The organism is Actinokineospora sp. NPDC051303, assembly GCF_055586285.1.
Genome location: NZ_JBVJIN010000008.1, coordinates 85,136 through 105,724, shown reverse-complemented (window position 1 = coordinate 105,724; position 20,589 = coordinate 85,136). Strand labels below are relative to the sequence as shown.

The following is a 20,589-nucleotide window of genomic DNA, read 5'->3' as shown; positions in this document are numbered from 1 at the left end:
AACCGGCCCGACAGCGCGAAAAACTGTCGGGCCAGTGCGCTAGGTTGGGCGGCTCAGCCGCAATGCTCGAACGGGCTGGTGTAGCTAGCCGAGCCCACCGAGCCGCCCCACTTGACGCACAGGTTCGCGGCGGACTTGATCACCGGTCCGGCGTAGTAGGCGAACGATCCCGAGTCGGTCGTCCGGGTGCCGCCTTGGACCTCCAGGAACGCCGAGACCGAGGACGCCGTCCCGATGGAGACGGACTTGATCGTGGTGACGCAGTTGCGGCCGGTCGCGCTGTCGTAGAGCAGGTAAGTGCGGCCAGCGGTGCTCAGCGCCGCCAAGTCGATCACGCTGAACGCGCTGCCGCAGACCTCTTGAGGCGTGTACGGATTGGCGCTGCCCGAACAACTGTTGCGGCTGGTGTAGCTCTTGGTGCCCCAGTACAGCGCCTGCACGCCGTTGAACACGGCCTTCTGCGTGACGCCGTTGAGGTTTTCCTCGAAGTGCAGGTGCGGGCCGCTGGAGCCGCCGGTGGTGCCGACGTTGCCGATCAACTGGCCCTGCGCCACGGTCTGCCCCACCGTCACCCGTTGGGCGGAAAGGTGCGCGTACCGGGTCCGCCAGCCGGAGCCGTGGTCGATCTCGATCCACCGGCCGTAGCTGACGCTGCCCTCGTTGTCGACGCGGGAGACCCGGCCGGCCGCCGAGGCGACCACGGGGTCGCCGTCGTCGTTGGCGCGGTTGAAGTCGACCGCGTTCGCCGGGCTGTGGTTGGTGCGGGTCTGCCCGTCCCACACCTGCCCGCAGGGAAACGGCAGTTGGAACGCGGGCGCCGCCGCGGCCACTCCCCCGCCGAGCACGAGGAAACCCGCCACGACCGCCGTTGTGCCTGCCAGCGACAAGAGGGTCCGGAATCTGCGCATCTGCCACCTCCGCGAACGTCGGAAACACCAGTGATCCGACCACGGAAAACCGAGGAGTGAAAGGCTTCCGAACCCCTAGAGAAGTGAACAGATCCGCAACTGCGAGTGATCGTTAAACGCGGACAGCGCGGTCGTCAGGAATCCACCTTGTCCACTGTGGACGCCTCAATCATGTCTAACGCCAAGCGGTAAGCCTCCGGCAAAGAGGTGCCCCGGTAGTCGGTGGCGGCGAGGGCGAGCAGCCGGTCGGTGGCGTTGACGGCCACCGTGTGCCGCAGCGTCTGGAACAGCGGGATATCGCTGCCGGAGTCGCCGAACGCCACGGTGTCCGCGTAGTCGAACCCGTGCTCGCGGCACAGCCGCTCGGCGATGCGCGGCTTGGACTCCGGGGTGAGCACGTCCTCGTCGGCGACGGCCGCTTCCAGCGACAACGGGTAGGGGGTGGCGAAGATGTGGTCGAACTCGTGCTCGGCGAAGAGGTTCGCGAAGAGGTCCTGGGACATGGTGATCAGGCACGACACACCGCCGCCCGCGCGGATGTCGTGCACGACCTCGCGGATCCCGGCCAGCTTCGCGCACGAGTCGTACGCCTGCCGGAAAACCGACTCGGGCACCGGGCCCCACAGCCGCCGCACCTCCCGGGCGAACTCCAGAGTGCTGATCTCCTCGACCGCGAACCGTTCCTCCAGCGCGGTCAGCTCGTCGACCGTGCCCAGCACCTCCGCGACGGCGAGCAGGCCGGAGGTCTCCGGCAGCAACGTGCCGTCCATGTCGAAGACGAACAACCGTCGCCGCACATCGGACATCGCACACCTCCGCCGTCGATCGTAGGCGCGGACGGTGTCCCTTGACGGGTTGTTTACCCCTCAGCCAAACTCCCCTGCGTGTCCGTGATCCTCGGCTGGCTGGTGCCGCTGCCCCTGTACGGGGAGGACCACGAGCGCGGCGACCTCGCCTGGTGACCACGCGGCCTGTCCGCACCCGTCACCACACCCGAGAGGTCTGTTCATGCGCTCCTTCGTTAGTGCCCTGCCCAAAGTCGAACTGCACCTGCACCTGGTGGGCGCCGCGTCCCTCGACACGGTCCTGGAACTGGCCCGCCGCCACCCCGAGCACGGCGTGCCGACCGACCGCGCCGAACTCGCCCGGTTCTACGAGTTCACCGATTTCACCCACTTCATCACTGTCTACGGCTCGGTAGCGGGGCTGGTGAAGACCGGCGCCGACGTGACAACGCTGGTCTTGGGTATCGCGGCTGACTTGGCCGCGGTAAACGCGCGCTACGCCGAGGTGACCGTCACCCCTCTCGGCCACTTGGTCACCGGAATCGATCCGGCTGAACTCGCCGAAGCCCTCACCGTGGGGCGTAAGAGGGCGCTGTCAGAGCACGGCGTCTCGCTTGCCTGGGTCTACGACATCCCGGGCGGCCTGGAGACCGACGGCCAGGAAACGATCACCTGGGTGCTGCGGCACGCCCCCGAGGGCAGCGTCGGGTTCGGCGTCGGCGGGCTGGAGGTGGGCGTGCCGAGGGCGCGGTTCCGCCGGTCGTTCGAGCTGGCCGCCGCGGCGGGCCTGCACCTGGTGCCGCACGCGGGCGAGACGGTCGGCCCGGCGGAGATCTGGTCGGCGCTGCGGGACCTGCGCGCGGAGCGGATCGGCCACGGCGTCAGCGCGGTCACCGACCCGGCGCTGCTGCGCCACCTCGCCGAGCACGGCATCCCGCTGGAGGTCTGCCCGACGTCGAACCTGCGCACCCGGGCCGTGCCGGACCTGGCCGACCACCCGTTGCCGCGCCTGCTGGCGGCGGGGGTGCCGGTCACGCTGGCGACCGACGACCCCGGCATGTTCCACACCGACCTCAACCGCGAGTACCTGCTCTGCCATGAGCTGTTCGGGCTCACCCGGGCGGAACTGGCCGAAATCGCCCGAACGGGGGTGCGGGCGGCGTTCTGCGCGCCGGAGGTGAAGGCCGGGCTGCTGGCCGAAATCGACGCCGTGGCGCGTGGCGGTGAGTAGCCTCGCGGCGTGACCAGTCGTGTGGACGCCCCGATCGTCGCCGTGACCGTCTATCCCGGGCAGGCCCGGGTCACCCGGCGCGGCGCGCTGCGGGTGGCCGCTGGCGAGCAGCGGGTCGTGGTCGGCGGGCTCCCGGTGAACCTGCGCGCCGACTCGGTGCGGGTGAGCGGTCGGGGCCCGGCCACCGTCCTGGGCGTGGATGTCGCGCCCGAGCGCAACCCGCGCACGCCGGACGCCGCGCTGGCGGGCCTGGCCGAGCGACGGGACGCGCTACGCGCCGAACTCGACGCGCTTACCGACCGGCAGACAGTGCTAGAGGCGCGCGCCGAGCTGATCACGGCCCTGGCCCGCCGGTCGGGCGGCGCTTTCGCCCAGGCGCTGGCCAAGGGCGAGGCCGACCCGGCGCGGGTGGCCGGGGTGGGCGACGCGCTAGCGGGCCAGCTCGCCGATGTGCTCACCGAACGCCGTGTGCTGGCCGAGGCGCGTCTACGGACGCAGGAGGAGCACGACGAGGCGCAGCGGCGCGTGGACGACCGCGACGGCGGCCCGCCCGACCGCACCGCGATCACCGCCGAGCTGGCGGTCTCCGAGCCGGGCGAGGTCGAGCTGGAGGTGTCCTACCTGGTCGACGCGGCGAGCTGGGAGTCGCGCTACGACGTGCGGCTTACCGGCGCCGCGTTAACGCTTACCTGGTACGGCCTGGTCACGCAGCACAGCGGCGAAGACTGGCCCGAGTGCGACCTGCGCCTGTCGACCGCCCGTCCGGCGACCAGCGTCGACGTGCCGGAGCTGAGCCCCTGGTACCTCGACGTCCGCGGGCCGCGCCCGCCCATGCCCAGCGGCGGATACGGCGGCGCGCCCGACCTGGCCCGGGCCGCCGCGCCCGCCGCCTACGCCGCGGCGGCCCCGATGACCGAGTCGTCCGCCATGGTCGAGCACGGGGTGGCCGCGGCGACCTACCGGCCCGCGCGGCCCGTCGCCGTGCCCGCGGACGGGACCTCGCACCGCACGACCGTCACCGTGGTCGAGCTGCCCGCCGAAGTCGACCACGTGACCGTGCCGCTGCGCGGGCCGGAGGCGTACCTGCGGGCCACCGTGGTCAACACCTCCGAGCACACGCTGCGGCCCGGTCGGGCGTCGATCTTCCACGACAGCGAGTTCGTCGGCGTGACCGAGCTGGCGGCCTGGGCGCCGGGCGAGGAGGTCGAGCTGACGCTGGGCATCGATGACCGGGTCCGAGTGGAGCGCGAGCTGGTGCGGCGTTCGGCGGGCAAGGCCGTGCTCGGCGGCACCCGCCGCCAAGAGGCGAGCTACCGGATCAAGATAGGCAACTTCGGCCCGCGCGCGGCCAAGATCACGGTGGTGGACCAGGTCCCGGTCTCGCGCAGCGAGTCGGTGGTGGTCCGCGATGTCAGCCTGTCCCCGGAGCCCGCCGAGCGCACCGACCTGGGCGAGGTGACCTGGAAGCTGGACGTGCCCGCCGGTCAGACGACGGAGATCCAGTTCGGATTCCGGGTGGATATCGCCAAGGGCGCGGAGCTGTCCGGCTGGCGTGAGTGACTCACAGTCGCAGGTAGCGCAGCACCGCAAGGACACGCCGGTGGTCGCCCTGCGACGGCGGTAGACCGAGTTTGGCGAAGACGTTGGTGACGTGCTTCTCGACCGACCCCAGACTCAGCGACAGCGCGGTGGCGATACCGCTGTTGGACCGACCTTGCGCCATGAGGTCCAAGACTTCGCGTTCGCGAGACGTGAGCGTGGTGAGCGCGTCCGACCGCCTGCCGAACAGCTGGGTGACGACTTCGGGGTCCAGCACGGTCTCCCCTGCCGCGACGCGGGTAAGCGCGGCCACGAAGTCGCCGACGTCGGCGACGCGGTCCTTGAGCAGGTAGCCGACACCCTCGGGCCGCTCGGCCAGCAGGTCGGCGGCGTGGCTGGTCTCCACGTACTGGGAGAACAGCAGGATCGGGCGGGACGGGTCCGCGCGCCGCAGCGCCACGGCGGCGCGCAGGCCCTCGTCGGTGTGCGTCGGCGGCATCCGGACGTCCACGACGGACACGTCCGGCGCGTGCTCGGCGACCGCGGCGGTGAGCGCTTCGGCGGCGCCGACGGCGGCGACGACCTCGTGCCCGCGCAGGGTCAGCAGCTCCACGAGCCCGTCGCGCAGCAGCACGGAGTCCTCGGCGATCACGATCCTCATGCGCTGGTCCTCGGCAGGTCGACGCGGATCTCGGTGGGGCCGCCCACTGGGCTGGTGATGGCCAGCCGCCCGTCCACGGTGCGGACCCGCTCGGCCAGCCCCGCCAGGCCGGTGCCCGCGCCGATGGCCGCCCCGCCGGAGCCGTTGTCGCGCACCAACAACCGCAGACCGTCGCCGTCCGCGTGGACCGACACCGCCGCCCGGGTCGCACCGCTGTGCTTGGCGGCGTTGGTGAGCAGTTCGGCGGCGCAGAAGTACGCGATGGACTCGATGGCCGGGCTCGGCCGCTCCGCGATGTCGACGGTGAGGTCGACCGGGAGGGCGGATCGCGCGGTCAGGGTGGTCAGCGCGGGGCCGAGGCCGCTGTCGAGCGCGGGCGGGTGGATGCCCCTGGCCAGGTCGCGCAGCTCGACCAGGGCGTCCTTGGCGGTGGTGTGCGCCGAGGTGACCAGGGCGCGCAGGGTCTCGGTGTCGCCGCTGTCGATCGATTCCTTGGCGATGCCCAGCTTCATAGCGAGCGCGACCAGTTGGGCCTGCGCGCCGTCGTGCAGGTCGCGCTCGATCCGGCGCAGGCGCGCGGCCGAGTCCTCGACGGCGCTGGCCCGGGTCAGCTCTAGGTCGCGCACCCGGTCGGCCAGCGGCGGGCTGGTCAGCAGCGCGGTCATGAGCAGCCGGTCGAGGACGAGGGGGCCGCGCACCAGCCAGGGGGCGGCGAGCAGGAGCGCGACGCCGATCAGCCACCGCACGGCGGCCCACCCGTCGAAGGCGACCTCGGCGGGAAGGTCGAACACGGGCAGTCGCTCGGTGAACAGCGCCGCCCACACCGGCAGGGTCACCAGCGCCACCGCGTAGCCCCAGACGAAGACCGCCACGGCGGCGGTGAACACGGCCAACGGCAGTCGGATCACCCGGTAGAGGACCGCGCGCCAGCCGGGGCCGTCGCGCAGCGCGTCGCCGAGCCAGCCGAAGAAGCCGTCCCGGGGCGCGAACCGCGGCGGTGGTCGCAGCCGGGTGCCGAGAAGCGCGTTGGCGAGACCGCGATCGATCGCCCCGGACGCCCTGGCCGCCATGACGCCGAGGGCCAGCAGCGGCAGGCCGATGAAGGTCACCGACAGCGCCGTGCCCGCGACGAGCGCCACCAGGGTCAGCGCGAATCCGGCGAGCGCGAGCGGCAGCCCGACCAGCGCGTACGCCAGTTCCCCCATGGCTTGCCGGGTGAACGGGGCGCGGATGATGTGCATGCGGTTAGCTTGCCCACCGCCGGTGGGCGGGACTATCCGGTGGGCCGCCGTCTCCATCTCGGGTTATCCCCCGCTACGGGGCGAACGCTTCCAGGGCGTCTTCGGCGCGGCGCATCGATTCGGCCGGGTCGGCGTCCGGCGTGCCGATCTCCGGGTCGAAGTTGAGGTCGACGAACAGCTCGGTGACGCCCTGCTCGGCCAAGGCCGCGAAGTCGGCGCGGATCTGCTCGGGCGTGCCGGTCAACGGCTGCCGGTTCGCGCGCGCGGACCGCACGCGCACCGCGCCCCGGCAGACCATGCGCAGCGCGGCCGGATCGCGACCCGCCTCCTCCGCCGCCGCGCGGATGAGGCGCACGGACTTACCGATGGCGGACAGCTCTGCCCGGCTGCTGCTCACCCACCCGTCGGCAAGGCGTCCTGCCCGTCGCAGAGCGGGTTCGGCGCCCGCGCCGACGAGGATCGGCGGCCCGCCCGCCTGGACCGGCTTGGGGTCCAGGCGGGTCGGCGGGACGCGGTAGAACTCGCCGTCGTGGTCGACCACGTCGTCGGTCCAGAAGCGGCGCAGCAGGGGAAGGTACTCCTCCGCGCGCTTACCGCGATCCCTCTTATCCGCGCCAACGGCGGTGTACTCCTCATCGGACCAGCCGATGCCCAGGCCCGCGTCCAGCCTGCCGCCAGACAGCAGGTCCACGGTGGCGAGTTGCTTGGCGAGCAGCGGCGGCGCGAAGAACGGCAGGTTCAGCACCGCGACGCCGATCCGGATCCGGCTGGTGCGCGCGGCGAGGAAGCCCAGCGTGGCGACCGGGTCGAGCACGGCGCGGTACGCCTCGCCCCAGCTCGCGTCCGGCGGCGACAGCAGCCGCTGGAACGTCCACAGCGAGTGGTAGCCCAGCGCCTCCGCCCTGGCCGCGACCCGGACCAGGTTGTCGACTGTGGCCCACGATCCGGACACGGGAGCGGCGAAACCGAGCTGCACGGCCGCCACGCTAACCCACGGACGGACCGCTCGCCCCGGGATCACCCGATGGCAGACTGGCCGCATGACCGACGCCGCTGCCCTCGACCCGTATCTCTGGCTGGAAGACGTCACCGGAGACGACGCCCTCGACTGGGTCCGGGCCCGCAACGCGGAGACCGCGGCCGAGCTGACCAGCGGTGCGCGGTTCGACACGATCCGGACCCGCCTGCGCGAGGTGCTCGACGCCGACGACCGCATCCCCTACCCGCGGCGGCGCGGGGAGTTCCTCTACAACTTCTGGCAGGACGCGGCCCACCCGCGCGGCCTGTGGCGGCGCACGACCCTGGCCGAGTACCGCACCGGCGCTCCGGACTGGACTGTCCTGCTCGACGTGGACGCGCTGGCCGAGCGGGAGGACGAGAACTGGGTCTGGAAGGGCGCCGCGGTGCTCAAGCCGGACTACCACCTGGCGTTGGTCGAGCTGTCGCGCGGCGGCGCGGACGCGACGGTGGTCCGCGAGTTCGACCTGCGCACCGGCGAGTTCGTCGCCGACGGGTTCGTCCTGCCGGAGGCCAAGACCCGGGTCAACTGGATCGACGCCGACCAGGTGTATGTCGGCACCGACTTCGGCGAAGGCTCGCTGACCACGTCCGGCTATCCGCGCGTCGTCAAGCAGTGGCGGCGGGGAACGCCGCTGTCCGAGGCCGAGGTGGTCTTCGAGGGCAAGCCCGAAGACGTCAGCGTCTACGCCTACCACGACTTCACCCCGGGCTTCGAGCGCGACTTCGTCGGCCGCTTCCCGGACTTCTTCAGCTCCGAAGTGTTCCTCCGCACCCCTTCGGGCGACCTCGTCCGGGTCGACGTGCCCGACGACGCGACGGCCGAGATCCACCGCGAGTGGCTGCTGGTCAGCCTCCGGTCGGACTGGACGGTCGAGGAGTCCACGTTCCGGTCGGGGTCGCTGCTGGCGACCCGCTTCGACGACTTCCTCGCGGGCGGGCGGGACCTGGTCGCGCTGTTCGAGCCGGACGAGCGCACCTCGCTCAGCGGGTACTCCTGGACCCGCAACCACCTGCTGCTCAACGAGCTGTCCGACGTCAAGACCCGGCTGGCGGTCCTGACGCCCGGCCCCGGCGGCTGGACGCGCGGCGAGCTGCCCGGCGCCCCCGAGGTCGGCTCGGCCGACGTGATCGACACCGACCCGGACCACAGCGACGAGTACCTGCTCAACGTCAGCGGCTACCTCCAGCCCTCGACCCTCTTGCGTGGAGAGGTCGGCGGAGAGCTGGAAGTGCTGCGGCAGGCTCCCGCGTTCTTCGACGCCGAGGGCATGACCGTCGAGCAGCACTTCGCGGTGTCCGACGACGGCACCCGGGTGCCCTACTTCGTGGTCTCGGGCCCGGACACCAGCGGCCCGACCCTGCTCTACGGCTACGGCGGGTTCGAGGTCTCCCTCACCCCCGGTTACAGCGGCGGGCTCGGCCGGGGCTGGCTGGAGCACGGCGGCACCTACGTGGTCGCCAACATCCGCGGCGGCGGCGAGTACGGCCCGGCCTGGCACCGGGCGGCGCTGCGGGAGAACCGGCCGCGCGCCTACGAGGACTTCGCCGCGGTGGCCCGCGACCTAGTCGCCCGCGGGATCACCACGCCCGAGCGGCTGGGCGCGCAGGGCGGCAGCAACGGCGGCCTGCTCGCGGGCGTGATGCTGACCCGCTACCCGGAGCTGTTCGGCGCGGTGGTGAGCCAGGTGCCGCTGTTGGACCTGCGCCGCTACCACCTGTTGCTCGCGGGCGCGTCCTGGATGGCCGAGTGGGGCAACCCGGACGACCCCGCGGACTGGTCTTATCTCAAGGAGTTCTCCCCGTACCACAACGTCAGCGACACGGCGAAGTACCCGCCGGTGTTCTTCGTGACGTCCACCCGCGACGACCGGGTGCATCCGGGCCACGCGCGCAAGATGGCGGCCAAGATGATCGATCTCGGGTTCGCGCCCCGGTACTACGAGAACATCGAAGGCGGGCACGGGGCGGCGGCGGACAACGCGCAGCGGGCGTACATGTCGGCGATCGTCTACGAGTTCCTCTTGCGCACTCTCGGCTGACGGCGGATAGCCGGTCGGTAGTGTCTACGCGGTGTTGGCGCTGCACTGTCTGGTCACTGCCGCCGGAGAGTTAGCGCTCTGGGCGGAGGACTCCGACCTGCCCACCCGCCGTGCGGGACGCGCGAGCCGCGCCGTCGAAGGGCACCCGTTCGCCGTGCCCGCGCGGGTGCTGGCCGAGCGGGTCGCCGTGGCGGGCGCGGCGGACGAGTCCCGGGTGCTGCTGCCCTCGCGGCCGTCCGCGCCGGTCGCCTCACCCGAGCTGGTGCGCGACCCGCTGACCGCCCCGGCGCCCCCGCGCGGCGCGGTGGCGCTGCGGCCGTGGCGGGTGCCGACCGTGCGGCTGGCGCCCGCGGTGTTCACCGCGAGCCGGATGGCCGAGCGGGACGACGTGCGGGCGGGCGCGAGCGTGCGGTTCCTGTCCCAGGTGGCCGCCTTCGCCGAGGACCTGGTCACGCGGGGCCGGGTGCTGCCCTCGATCGTGAGCGAGAGCGGCGGACCGGCCGCGCGCTGGCGGCCCACGCTGTCCGGGGTCGACTCGGCCCGGTACGCCCGGCTGCGCGACGCGCTGCCGCCGGTGCTGCGGGCGGTGCAGGTCGACCCTGAACTGCTCGACGGCAGGTCTGCCGACGACGTCTTGCGACCCGTGCTCGACGCGTTCGTCGACGCGGCCGCCCGTGCGCGGCTGACCGGTGTCCGGCTCGCCCCGCCCGGCCGGTCCGCCGCGGCGGAGGCGGCGGCGAGCGCGCTACTACGAGGTTTGGTCGGCGACGCTCCCCGGCTCGCCGTGCCGCCGGAGCGGACCGCGCGGCTGGCGGGCGCGGTGGACACCTGGCGGTCCGGGGCGGAGCGCGACGAACCGGTGCGGACGTGCTTCCGGCTGCGCTCGCCGGACCAGGCCGAGGACCACCGGTCGGACGACTGGACGCTGGAGTTCCTGCTCCAGGCCGCAGACGACCCGAGTGTGCTGGTGTCGGCCGCGCAGGTGTGGAGCGGCGACCGCGACCAGGTGCTGCGGCGCTGGGTCACCCGGCCGCAGGAGCTGCTGCTGGCCGACCTCGGCCGCGCGTGCCGCGTCTACCCGGACCTCGACGCCGCCCTGCGCGAAGCGCACCCGGCCGGGCTGCGGCTGGACACCGCGGGCGCGCACCGGTTCCTCTCCCGCGCGGCCGCGCTGGACCAGGCCGGGTTCGGGGTGCTGCTGCCGTCGTGGTGGCAGGCGTCGTCGCGAGTGGGGTTGAAGCTGAGCACCACGAGCCGGGGAACGGCGGGGACGGTCGCCCGCGACAGCGTTCTCGGCAAGGACGAGCTGGTCGACTACCGGTGGGATCTCGCGCTGGGCGACCTCACGCTCACCGAGAACGAACTGCGGGAGCTCGCGGCGGCGAAGGCGCCGCTGGTGCGGATGCGCGGGCAGTGGGTGCACGTCGACCAGCGTCAGCTCGCGGCGGGCCTGGCGTTCCTCGAACGCGCCGGGAACGGGCGGATGTCGGTCGGCGAGGTGCTGGAGCTGGCCGGGATGCCCGCCGATGACAACGGGTTCCCCCTGCCGGTGGTCGACATCGGCGGCACGGGCTGGCTGGCCGACCTGCTCGGCGGCGCGGTCGAGGCGACTCTGGAGCCGGTCGACACCCCCGAGGGCTTCACCGCCGACCTGCGCCCTTACCAGCGTCGCGGTCTGGCCTGGCTGGTCTTCCTGGACCGGCTCGGCCTCGGGGCGTGCCTGGCCGACGACATGGGGCTGGGCAAGACCGTCCAACTGCTCGCGTTGGAGGCGCTGGCCCGGTCGGACACCGAGCGCCCACCGACGCTGCTGATCTGCCCCATGTCGGTGGTGGGCAACTGGCAGCGGGAGGCGGAGCGGTTCACCCCCGGGCTGCGGGTGCACGTTCACCACGGCGCGGACCGGCTTACCGGCCCGCGGTTGGCCAAGGCCGTGTCCGGCGTGGACCTGGTGATCACCACGTACGCGTTGGCCGCCCGCGACGCGGCGGCTTTGGGCACGCTGACCTGGGATCGGATCGTGCTGGACGAGGCGCAGAACATCAAGAACAGCGCGGCCCGGCAGTCGCAGGCCGTGCGGTCGCTGCGCGCCCGACACCGCGTCGCGCTTACCGGAACCCCGGTAGAGAACCGGCTCGCCGAACTGTGGTCGATCATGGACTTCGCGAATCCTGGCCTGCTCGGCCCGCTGGCCAAGTTCCGCGCGCGGTTCGCGGTGCCGGTGGAGCGCCACAACGACGAAGACGCCGCCGCACGGCTGCGCCGGATTACCGGGCCGTTTGTGCTGCGCAGGGTCAAGACCGATCCGGCGATCATCGACGACCTGCCGGACAAGCTGGAGATGAAGCAGCTCTGCAACCTCACCGCCGAACAGGCGTCGCTCTACCGCGCGGTGGTGGACGACATGCTCGCCAAGATCGATGAGAGTGAGGGCGTGCGACGCAAGGGCTTGGTGCTCGCCACCATGACCAAGCTCAAGCAGGTCTGCAACCACCCGGCGCAGTTCCTCGGCGACGGCTCCCGGATCGCGGGCCGCTCCGGCAAGCTCGCCCGGCTGGAGGACACGCTGGAGGAGGTGCTGGCCGACGGCGACCGCGCGCTGTGCTTCACCCAGTTCGCGGCGTTCGGCGGCATGCTGGTGCCCTATCTCGCCGCCCGGTTCGACACCGAGGTCGCTTTCCTGCACGGCGGTACCCCGAAGCGGCAGCGCGACGCGCTGGTGGAGCGGTTCCAGTCCGGCGCGGGGCCGTCGATCTTCCTGCTGTCGCTCAAGGCTGGCGGCACCGGCCTGACGCTGACCGCGGCCAACCACGTCATCCACCTGGACCGGTGGTGGAACCCGGCGGTCGAGGACCAGGCGACCGACCGCGCGTTCCGGATCGGGCAGCGCCGGGACGTGCAGGTGCGCAAGTTCGTCTGCGTCGGCACCCTGGAAGAGCGCATCGACAAGATGATCGAGCAGAAGAAGGCGCTCGCGCAGTTGGTCGTCGGCGCGGGCGAGAACTGGCTTACCGAGCTGTCGACAGCCGAGCTACGGGAACTGGTAACGCTGTCCTCGGAGGCTGTCGGTGAGTGAGTGGTGGCGCGAGAAGTCGACCAGGCCGATTCGGGTCGAGGGCGGGCTGCGGGCGCGGAGCCAGCGCGGCGACATCGCGCGGACGTGGTGGTCGCGGCGGTTCCTCGACGTGCTGGAGTCCCTGGGCATGGGCGGGCGGCTGGAGCGCGGCAAGCGCTACGCGCGGGCCGGGCAGGTGCTGAGCCTGTCGCTGTCGACCAGCATCGCCGTCGCGCAGGTGCAGGGGTCGCGGCCGAGCCCTTACCGGGTGCGGATCGGGGTGAAGGCGTTCACCTCGGCGGAGTGGGCCGAAGTGGAGAAGGCGCTCGCCGGGCAGGCGCTGTTCCTGGCGAAGCTGCTCGCCGGGGACATGCCGCAGGACATCGAGGCGGTGTTCGCCGACGTGGGGCTGCGGCTGTTCCCGGACAACTTCCGCGAGCTGTCGATGGAATGCTCTTGTCCGGACTGGGAAGTGCCGTGCAAACATCTTGCCGCTGCCTGTTACCTCTTAGCGGAGTCGTTCGACGCGGACCCGTTCCAGATCCTGGCCTGGCGCGGACGCGGTAGGCAGGAGCTGCTCGACAACCTGCGCGCGCTGCGGGACCGCGCGTCCGCCGCCGAGCCGGACGACGACGGCGAGCCGCTTTCCGCGCTGCTGGACACGTTCTGGGGCAGTGCCACCGCGCCGTCGAGCACACCGCCCGCCCCAATCGCCATGACCGCGCCGGACGCCCTGCTCGACGAGCTTGACCCGCTGCCGGTGACCCTGCGCGGGCGCCCGCTGACCGAGTGGCTGCGGCCCGCTTACCGCGCGATGGCAAGCGAAGAGGAATCACCGTGAGTGGACGCCTCGACCGGCGGGTGGCCTCGGTCGCCGAAGAGTTGTTGCGCCGCAAGAAAGTCGTCGTTCCCCTCGACGTGCTCGCCGGGCTGGGCTGGCTGACCGCACGAACCGTGCGGGAGTGGGAGTCGGGCGGCGCGCCACACCTCGACCAGCTCGCCGCCGTGCCGCCGGAACGGCTCGCGGAAGCGGTGGCGCGTCTGCACGAGTGGGCGCGTGGCCAACGCCTTCCAGAATCCGAAGTGGACTATGTGGCCGCCACCCGGGACCGCCGCGCCCTGCGGTTCACCGCGTCGGGCGACCCGGTCGCCGAACGCGCTTACCGGACACAGTGGACCGATCCTGGTCTGTCCGCGGCCCGTAAGGCGAAACTGGCCGAACGGCAGGCCAAAGCGCCGGATCTCGCCGTGATCCTGCCCGACAAGCAGTGGTTCTGCGCGCAGTGCGGGGACACCGGGGACTTCCACTTCCTCGAAGACGGCCTGCCCCTGTGTCTGGACTGCGCCGACCTGGGCCATCTCGTCTTCCTGCCGTCCGGTAACGCGGCGCTCACCCGGCGGGCCCACAAGGCGAGCGGCCTCGCGGCGATCGTGGTGCGGTGGAACAAGTCCCGCAAACGCTTCGACCGGCGCGGCCTGCTCGTGGAACGCGAAGCACTGGAAGCGGCCGAGGACCAGTGCCTAGCCGACGAAGACGTCCGGGAGCGCCGCCGGGTCCGCGAACGCGAACGCCGCGCCGCCCAGGACGTGGAGTTCCAGGCCGCGTTCGCCGCGCGCATCGGCGAACTGTTCCCCGGCCTGGCCGCGGACCGGGCGAAAGCCATCGCCGACCACGCGGGCACCCGCAGCAGCGGGCGCGTCGGCCGGTCGGCGGCGGGCCGCGCGCTGGACGAGCACGCGGTCACCCTCGCCGTCGTCGCCGCCATCCGCCACGAGGAGACCGACTACGACGCCATGCTCATGGCGGGCGTGCCGCGCGCGGAGGCCCGCGAACGCATCCGCGACGAGATCGACCGCGTCCTCACCCAGTGGCGTCAGCCCTGACCGCTACCCGACCTCACTGGCGGGCACAGACCACGTGTCACACGATGCGGTGGACTTGCCGTCGAACCCGGCGCGCGCCCAGCGGGCCTGGTTGACCGGCGTGCCATGGCTGTCGGCGCCGTCGGTGTCCTCGAAGCTGCGCACTGACTCCTCAGCCAGCGCGGCGTCCACGCCACCCCGCCCCTGCGCCGCGGCGAGAAACAGCCCGGCGAAGCAGTTCGCTTGCAGCTCCGTGCGCCGCGACAGCTCCAAGAACTCGTTCTCGTCCGCGGCAGCTTCCCGGTTCGCCGAAGCGCGCAGAATGCCGCTGAGCGCCTGCACGTGGTGGCCGTACTCGTGGGCCAGCACCGCCAGGTGGTACGCGGAGTCCTCACCCGCGTCCCGCAGCAGGCGCTCGCGGGGCAGGTAGATCGTGCGGTCGCGATCGCAGTAGAACGCGGTGGCCTCGTCCTCGGACGGGGTGAAGCCGCACTTCGCGCGCGGCCGGTCATCGATGTTGAGCCGCGGGCTGGCGAACCGCAGACCGGCGCCGGTCAGCACCGGCTCCCACGCGCGGTCGAGGCAGCCGATGCCGATGCGGTAGTAGGCGTCCAGCTCGCCGGGGTCGGTGCCCAGCGCGGGCAGCGCGCAGTCGACCTCGGCCAGCGGGGCGCCCGGAGCCAGCAGCCGGTTCGCGGCGATGTCGGACAGGGAGACCGAACCGGGCCGGGAGTACTCGCCAGCCGTCTCGCCGACCGCGAGCGCCGTGCCGGTCACCACCGATCCGCCGGACAGCACCCGGCCGAGCACCGCGATCCAGAGCACCCCGACCAGCACGATGCCGAGCACGGCGACCAAGACCAGCGGCGAGTTCCGCCGCTCAGGCTCCACCAGGACGACCGGGACTTCCGACAGCCCGACCGGATCAGGCCGGGACTCGCTCATGCGGCCACCGCACGAGTTCGGGCGCACTGCGCCCAGGACTGGCTCGCGAGCTCGCTCATGCCCCCACCCTCGCATCGCACGCGAGGGCGATCGTCCCCCCGAACCCACGCCCGGCCAGCATACTGGGCTCACCCGACGATCAAGACGACCTTTCCGCGCCCGTGACCGGTCTCCACCTCGCGGTGCGCGTCCGCCGCCGCCGTCAGCGGGTAGGTGCTGCGGATATGCGCGCGCAAGAGGCCCTGGTCGTAGAGGTCGGCCAGAGCGGCCAGGCGAGCGGCCGAGCGGGCGCCCACGATCCGCCGCGCGCCGAGCTTCTCGGCCAGCTCGAAGGCGACGATGGTCCCGTTCCGCTCGCCGCTGACCCCCAGCTCGGCCGACACGCGCGGCGCGTCGCCCCCGGCCGCGTCCAGCGACGCGTCGATGCCCTGGGGCGCCGCCGCCCGGACCCGGTCCGCCAGACCGTCGCCGTAGGTCACCGGAATCGCGCCCAACGAGCGCAGGTAGTCGTGGTTTTCCGCGCGTGCGGTAGCCACTACCGTCACCCCGCGCAGCCGGGCGAGTTGCACCGCCATCGTGCCAACAGCGCCCGCACCCCCGTGCACGAGCAACGTCTCCCCCGCGCCGACCCGCAGGAAGTCCAGGGCGATGCTCGCCGTCTGCGCGCCCGCGGTGAACCCGCCCGCGACCTCCCACGGCATCCCCGCGGGCTTGCGCACGACCTGGTCGGCGGGTGCGACGCGGTACTCCGCATAGCTGCCCAGGACGGCGAACCCCAGCACCTCGTCGCCCGCCGCGAGGTGGTCGACGCCCGCCCCCACGGCGTCGACCACACCCGCGAACTCGTTGCCCAGAATCTGCGGGAACACCACCGACGCGCCCGGCGGAGACCAGCCGGTGCGCACGGCCACGTCGAAGGGCTGCACGCCCGCCGCCCGGACCCGCACGCGCACCTCGCCGGGTCCGGGGTTCGGGCGCGGCAGGGTCATCGGCCGCAGGACGTCGGCCGAGCCGTGTTCGATGATGGCCATCGCGGTCATCTGGTCGCTCATGCCACCATCGTTGAACCTCCAGTTAAGTAGAGGTCAAGGGCGCGTGACCGCGGTCACGACGGCCGCGGGCACAGGCAGAACGGCTGCCCCGACGGGTCGAGCATGACGCGCCAGTTTCCCTCACCGGGCTGGAAGTCCGGCTTCGTCGCGCCGAGTTCCACGCCGCGGGCCTCGGCCACATCGAAGTCGTCCACGTAGAGGTCCAAGTGGAACCGCTTGGGCGCGCCCTCGTCCGGCCACCGCGGCGGCGTGTAGTTCTCGATCCGGCCGAACCCGATCGAGGTGCCCTCGCCGGTGATCATGGCGTAGTCGCCCTCGTTGTAGGTGATCTTCCAGCCCAGCAGCTCGCTGTAGAACGTGGCGAGACCCTGGGGGTCGTCGCAGTCGATGTTGACCATCATCAGGCTCGCGGTCATCACGTCGCCTCCCCTGTCCGGTGGATGAACAGCGCCATCTTGGCACCAATGCGCCTTCGAGCATGGTTCAGCCGCGTAAGTCGCGCACCCGCAGATCCGCGGCCCCCGCGAACTCCCGCACCGCCTCGGCCACGAAGGCCCGCCGAGACACCCCCAGCACCCGCAACGCCCGCCCATGATCACCGACCACGACCAGGACGGCCCCGAGAAACAGCACCCACCACACCACCCGCGCGGGCCACCTCACCGACGCAGCCCGCAGACGGTCCCGGTGAAAAGGCACATGTCTTCGCTCATCCGCCAGAATCCGCCCCGCGACCTCACTGGCCAACACATCACCCACACCGTCCCGCAGCACCCGGTAGTACACCAACGCCACCACCTCCGCGATCGCCAAGACCATCAACTCCAGCCGCAGCCCCAACCCCCGCCGCAACCAGATGAACACCACATCACTCCAATGCGTTGCGATGGTCGACGCCCCCGCCGCGCGCAACAGCTCGCCAAGCAACCGCGCGTGCTCGCGCTCCTCTTCCACAAACAGCCTTACCGCCGCCGCGTAAGCCCCATCCCCCGCGGCCTCGGCCTTACCGATCAGATTCCGCCCGTCCCCATCCTCACCAACCTGAAACCGCTGCACGCTCCGCACCACATCGGGATGCATCCGCACCCGCGCGGTCCAGTCAGGCTCCGCCCGCCCCGCCCGCCGCTCGGCTTCCTCGGTGAACTCCCGCAGCCACTCCACAGAGGTCATAAACCTGACAATGACAGCGCCTTACGAAGAAAAGGGACGCCTTCACTGTTCCCGCACAGGTTCCCTCCACTATGGCCGCACGACAAAGGGCAGGGGCGGCAATCGCCGCCCCTGCCCTTTGCAGGTGCTTCACCTGCTGAAGCGCTCAGATATCAGCTGCACCCGGAGGTGGAGCCGCAGCCCTCGCAGAGGTAGCAGGAGCCCGCGGGGCGCATTTTGGTGCCGCAGGTCATGCAGAGCGGGGCGTCGGCGGCTTTGCCGAGGTGCAGTTCGAGCAGTTCGGTGGAGCTGTGGGCTTCGGTGGTCTTGGGCTTGGGTTCGGGCTTGGTCTCGGTCGTGGTGGCGCGGGGGGCGGTGTCGATGGTCGTGCGCAGGGCTTCGAGGTCGACCTCGGCGGAGCCGTAGTCGGCCGCGACCTGGGCGGAGCGCTCATCGGCGGTGAAGATGCCCAGTTGGGCGCGCTTGTCGTAGGGCAGGTAGTCCAGGGCCAGCCTGCGGAACAGGTAGTCCAGCACGCTGGTGGCGATCCGCACGTCCGGGTCGTCGGTCATGCCTGCGGGCTCGAAGCGCAGGTTCTGGAACTTCGAGACGTAGAACTCCAGCGGGATGCCGTACTGCAACCCGACCGAGATCGACATCGAGAACGCGTCCATCACCCCGGCCAGGGTCGAGCCCTGCTTGCCCAGCTTCACGAAGATCTCGCCGAGACCGTCGTCCGGGTAGGAACCCGCGTGCAGGTAGCCCTCGGCGCCGCCCACGGTGAACGACACCGTCTGCGACGGGCGCTTCTTCGGCAGCCGCTTGCGCACCGGCCGGTACTCCACGACCTTCTCCGGCTCGGCCTTGCCGCCGTTGTTGGCGCCCTTGCCCGCCGACAGCGGCTGCCCGACCTTGCAGTTGTCCCGGTAGATCGCCAGCGCCTTCAGGCCGAGCTTCCAGCCCTGGAAGTAGATCTCCTCGACCTCCGCGACGGTGGCCGCCTCCGGCATGTTCACCGTCTTGGAGATCGCCCCGGACAGGAACGGCTGCACCGCCGCCATCATCCGCACGTGCCCCATCGGCGCGATCGACCGCTCACCCATGGCGCAGTCGAACACCTCGTAGTGCTCCCGGCGCAGGCCCGGCGCGTCGACAACGTGCCCGTGCTCGGCGATGTGCTCGATGATCGCCTCGACCTGCTCGTCCTGGTATCCCAGGGACTTGAGCGCGCGCGGCACGGTCTGGTTCACGATCTGCATCGAACCGCCGCCGACCAGCTTCTTGAACTTCACCAGCGCCAGGTCCGGCTCGATCCCGGTCGTGTCGCAGTCCATCATCAGGCCGATGGTGCCGGTGGGGGCGAGCACGCTGGCCTGCGCGTTGCGCCAGCCGTTGTGCGCGCCGATGGCCAGCGCGGCCTGCCACTCGCGGGTCGCCACCTTCTGCACGGCCGCGTCGTTGGCGTGGTAGGTGCGGACCAGGTCGTTCGCCGCGGCGTGCTTGCGCATGACGCGCTGCTGCGCCTCGGCGTTGCGGGCGTAGCCCTCGAACGGGCCGACGACGCCCGCCAGCTCAGCGGAGCGGCGGTAGGCGGTGCCGGTCATGAGCGAGGTGATCGACGCGGCCAGCGCCCGGCCGCCCTCGGAGTCGTAGGCGTGGCCGGTGGCCATCAGCAGCGCGCCCAGGTTCGCGTACCCGATGCCCAGCTGGCGGAACTTGCGCGTGGTCTCCGCGATCGGCTCGGTCGGGAAGTCGGCGAAGCAGATCGAGATGTCCATCGCGGTGATGATGATCTCGACGGCCTTCGCGAACGTCTCCGCGTCGAACCTGCCGTCCTCGCCCAGGAACTTCATCAGGTTCAACGACGCCAGGTTGCAGCTGGAGTTGTCCAGGTGCATGTACTCGCTGCACGGGTTGGACGCGGTGATCCGCCCCGACTCCGGGCACGTGTGCCAGTCGTTGATCGTGTCGTCGTACTGGATGCCCGGGTCGGCGCACTCCCACGCCGCCTTCGCCAGCTTGCGGAACAGGTCCTTGGCCTCGACCTGCTCGATGACCTCGCCGGTCGTGCGCGACCGCAGCCCGAACCGCTCGCCGGACTCCACCGCGCGCATGAACTCGTCCGACACCCGCACCGAGTTGTTCGCGTTCTGGTACTGCACCGACGTGATGTCCGACCCGCCGAGGTCCATGTCGAAGCCCGCGTCCCGCAGAACCCGGATCTTCTCCTCCTCACGGGCCTTCGTCTCGATGAACTCCTCCACGTCGGGGTGGTCGACGTCGAGGACCACCATCTTCGCCGCCCGGCGCGTCGCCCCGCCGGACTTGATCGTCCCCGCCGACGCGTCCGCCCCGCGCATGAACGACACCGGGCCCGACGCCGTGCCACCCGAGGACAGCAGCTCCTTCGACGAACGGATCCGCGACAGGTTCAGGCCCGCGCCGGAACCGCCCTTGAAGATCAGCCCCTCTTCCTTGTACCAGTTGAGGATCGAGTCCATCGTGTCGTCCACCGCGAGGATGAAGCACGCCGACACCTGCTGCGGCGACGACGTGCCCACGTTGAACCACACCGGCGAGTTGAAGCTGAACACCTGGTGCAGCAGCATCCAGGTCAGCTCGTGCTCGAAGATCTCCGCGTCGCCGGGCGTGGCGAAGTACTGGTGCTCCACGCCCGCGGCCACATAGGACTTCACCACCCGGTCGATGAGCTGGCGCAGCGAGTGCTCACGCACCGCGGTGCCCACAGCGCCCCGGAAGTACTTGCTGGTCACGATGTTCGTCGCGTTGACCGACCAGAAATCGGGGAACTCCACACCGCGCTGCTCGAAGTTCACCGAGCCGTCGCGCCAGTTGGTCATCACCACGTCGCGGTGCTCCCAGGTCACCTCGTCGTAGGGGTGCACCCCCTCGGTGGTGTAGATCCGCCGCACCCGCAGCCGACCCCTCGGCGAGCCGTTGCGCTCCGCCGCCTGGATCCCGACGGTCTCCGTCATGACCGTTCCCTCTCCCTCGTCACTGGCCTGTCCTGGTGTGGCCACGTCCGGGCTCCCCGTCCGATGCGGCCGAAGCTGCTGTTTCCGATCCCCGCCGCGGGGATG

16 protein-coding genes are annotated in these 20,589 nt (G+C 71.5%); 6 read left to right on the top strand and 10 right to left on the bottom strand.

Annotated features, from left to right (window positions below; translation table 11 throughout):
- Positions 1-53 precede the first annotated feature (53 nt).
- Both ACZ6SD_RS08770 and ACZ6SD_RS08765 read right to left on the bottom strand, forming a co-directional pair.
- Positions 54-908, bottom strand: a complete 855-nt coding sequence (locus ACZ6SD_RS08770; RefSeq protein ID WP_465316323.1) for a M23 family metallopeptidase — start codon at positions 906-908, stop codon at positions 54-56.
- Between the two features lie 134 nt (positions 909-1,042).
- Complete coding sequence (locus tag ACZ6SD_RS08765) at positions 1,043-1,714, bottom strand: HAD family hydrolase (protein ID WP_465316322.1); 672 nt, start codon at positions 1,712-1,714, stop codon at positions 1,043-1,045.
- A gap of 202 nt (positions 1,715-1,916) precedes the next feature.
- Between ACZ6SD_RS08765 and add the strand changes: the two genes are divergently transcribed.
- Entirely contained in the window at positions 1,917-2,924 is a 1,008-nt protein-coding gene (gene add / locus ACZ6SD_RS08760) for an adenosine deaminase (protein ID WP_465316321.1), read from the top strand.
- Between the two features lie 9 nt (positions 2,925-2,933).
- Positions 2,934-4,484, top strand: a complete 1,551-nt coding sequence (locus ACZ6SD_RS08755) for a mucoidy inhibitor MuiA family protein (RefSeq protein ID WP_465316320.1) — start codon at positions 2,934-2,936, stop codon at positions 4,482-4,484.
- A 1-nt stretch (position 4,485) separates the two neighbouring features.
- Here ACZ6SD_RS08755 and ACZ6SD_RS08750 read toward each other — a convergent pair whose 3' ends face one another.
- From ACZ6SD_RS08750 to ACZ6SD_RS08740, 3 genes are all read right to left on the bottom strand, one after another.
- The gene (locus ACZ6SD_RS08750) at positions 4,486-5,124 is read right to left on the bottom strand and encodes a LuxR C-terminal-related transcriptional regulator (RefSeq protein ID WP_465316319.1); all 639 of its coding nucleotides are present in this window, start codon (positions 5,122-5,124) and stop codon (positions 4,486-4,488) included.
- Positions 5,121-6,365, bottom strand: coding sequence for a sensor histidine kinase (locus tag ACZ6SD_RS08745; protein ID WP_465316318.1), 1,245 nt, complete (start codon positions 6,363-6,365; stop codon positions 5,121-5,123). The genes ACZ6SD_RS08750 and ACZ6SD_RS08745 overlap by 4 nt, the downstream gene beginning before the upstream one ends.
- A 73-nt stretch (positions 6,366-6,438) precedes the next feature.
- Entirely contained in the window at positions 6,439-7,341 is a 903-nt protein-coding gene (locus ACZ6SD_RS08740; protein WP_465316317.1) for a TIGR03619 family F420-dependent LLM class oxidoreductase, read from the bottom strand.
- Positions 7,342-7,405: 64 nt separating this feature from the next.
- On the opposite strand from ACZ6SD_RS08740, the gene ACZ6SD_RS08735 reads away from it, so the two are divergent.
- From ACZ6SD_RS08735 to ACZ6SD_RS08720, 4 genes are read left to right on the top strand one after another with little or no spacing between them, the layout of a single operon-like run.
- Positions 7,406-9,424 (top strand): prolyl oligopeptidase family serine peptidase, encoded by a 2,019-nt coding sequence (locus tag ACZ6SD_RS08735; protein ID WP_465316316.1) that lies wholly within the window; start codon positions 7,406-7,408, stop codon positions 9,422-9,424.
- A gap of 31 nt (positions 9,425-9,455) precedes the next feature.
- The gene (locus ACZ6SD_RS08730; protein WP_465316315.1) at positions 9,456-12,500 is read left to right on the top strand and encodes a DEAD/DEAH box helicase; all 3,045 of its coding nucleotides are present in this window, start codon (positions 9,456-9,458) and stop codon (positions 12,498-12,500) included.
- Positions 12,493-13,320 (top strand): SWIM zinc finger family protein, encoded by an 828-nt coding sequence (locus ACZ6SD_RS08725; protein WP_465316314.1) that lies wholly within the window; start codon positions 12,493-12,495, stop codon positions 13,318-13,320. Before ACZ6SD_RS08730 ends, ACZ6SD_RS08725 begins: the two co-directional genes overlap by 8 nt.
- Positions 13,317-14,363, top strand: a complete 1,047-nt coding sequence (locus ACZ6SD_RS08720) for a DUF2293 domain-containing protein (protein WP_465316313.1) — start codon at positions 13,317-13,319, stop codon at positions 14,361-14,363. The genes ACZ6SD_RS08725 and ACZ6SD_RS08720 overlap by 4 nt, the downstream gene beginning before the upstream one ends.
- Positions 14,364-14,366: 3 nt before the next feature.
- On the opposite strand, the gene ACZ6SD_RS08715 is transcribed toward ACZ6SD_RS08720, so the two are convergent.
- From ACZ6SD_RS08715 to ACZ6SD_RS08695, 5 genes are all read right to left on the bottom strand, one after another.
- Entirely contained in the window at positions 14,367-15,287 is a 921-nt protein-coding gene (locus ACZ6SD_RS08715; protein WP_465316312.1) for a neutral zinc metallopeptidase, read from the bottom strand.
- A gap of 128 nt (positions 15,288-15,415) precedes the next feature.
- Positions 15,416-16,327 carry an NADP-dependent oxidoreductase gene (locus ACZ6SD_RS08710; RefSeq protein WP_465316407.1) on the bottom strand — a complete coding sequence of 304 codons (912 nt, stop codon included), beginning with the start codon at positions 16,325-16,327 and terminating at the stop codon, positions 15,416-15,418.
- Positions 16,328-16,392: 65 nt separating this feature from the next.
- A complete protein-coding gene (locus ACZ6SD_RS08705; protein ID WP_465316311.1) occupies positions 16,393-16,755 on the bottom strand; it encodes a VOC family protein in 363 nt (120 codons plus the stop codon).
- A gap of 67 nt (positions 16,756-16,822) precedes the next feature.
- Positions 16,823-17,509, bottom strand: coding sequence for a ferritin-like domain-containing protein (locus ACZ6SD_RS08700; protein ID WP_465316310.1), 687 nt, complete (start codon positions 17,507-17,509; stop codon positions 16,823-16,825).
- 152 nt (positions 17,510-17,661) lie between these two features.
- Entirely contained in the window at positions 17,662-20,484 is a 2,823-nt protein-coding gene (locus tag ACZ6SD_RS08695; protein WP_465316309.1) for a vitamin B12-dependent ribonucleotide reductase, read from the bottom strand.
- Positions 20,485-20,589: the final 105 nt, after the last annotated feature.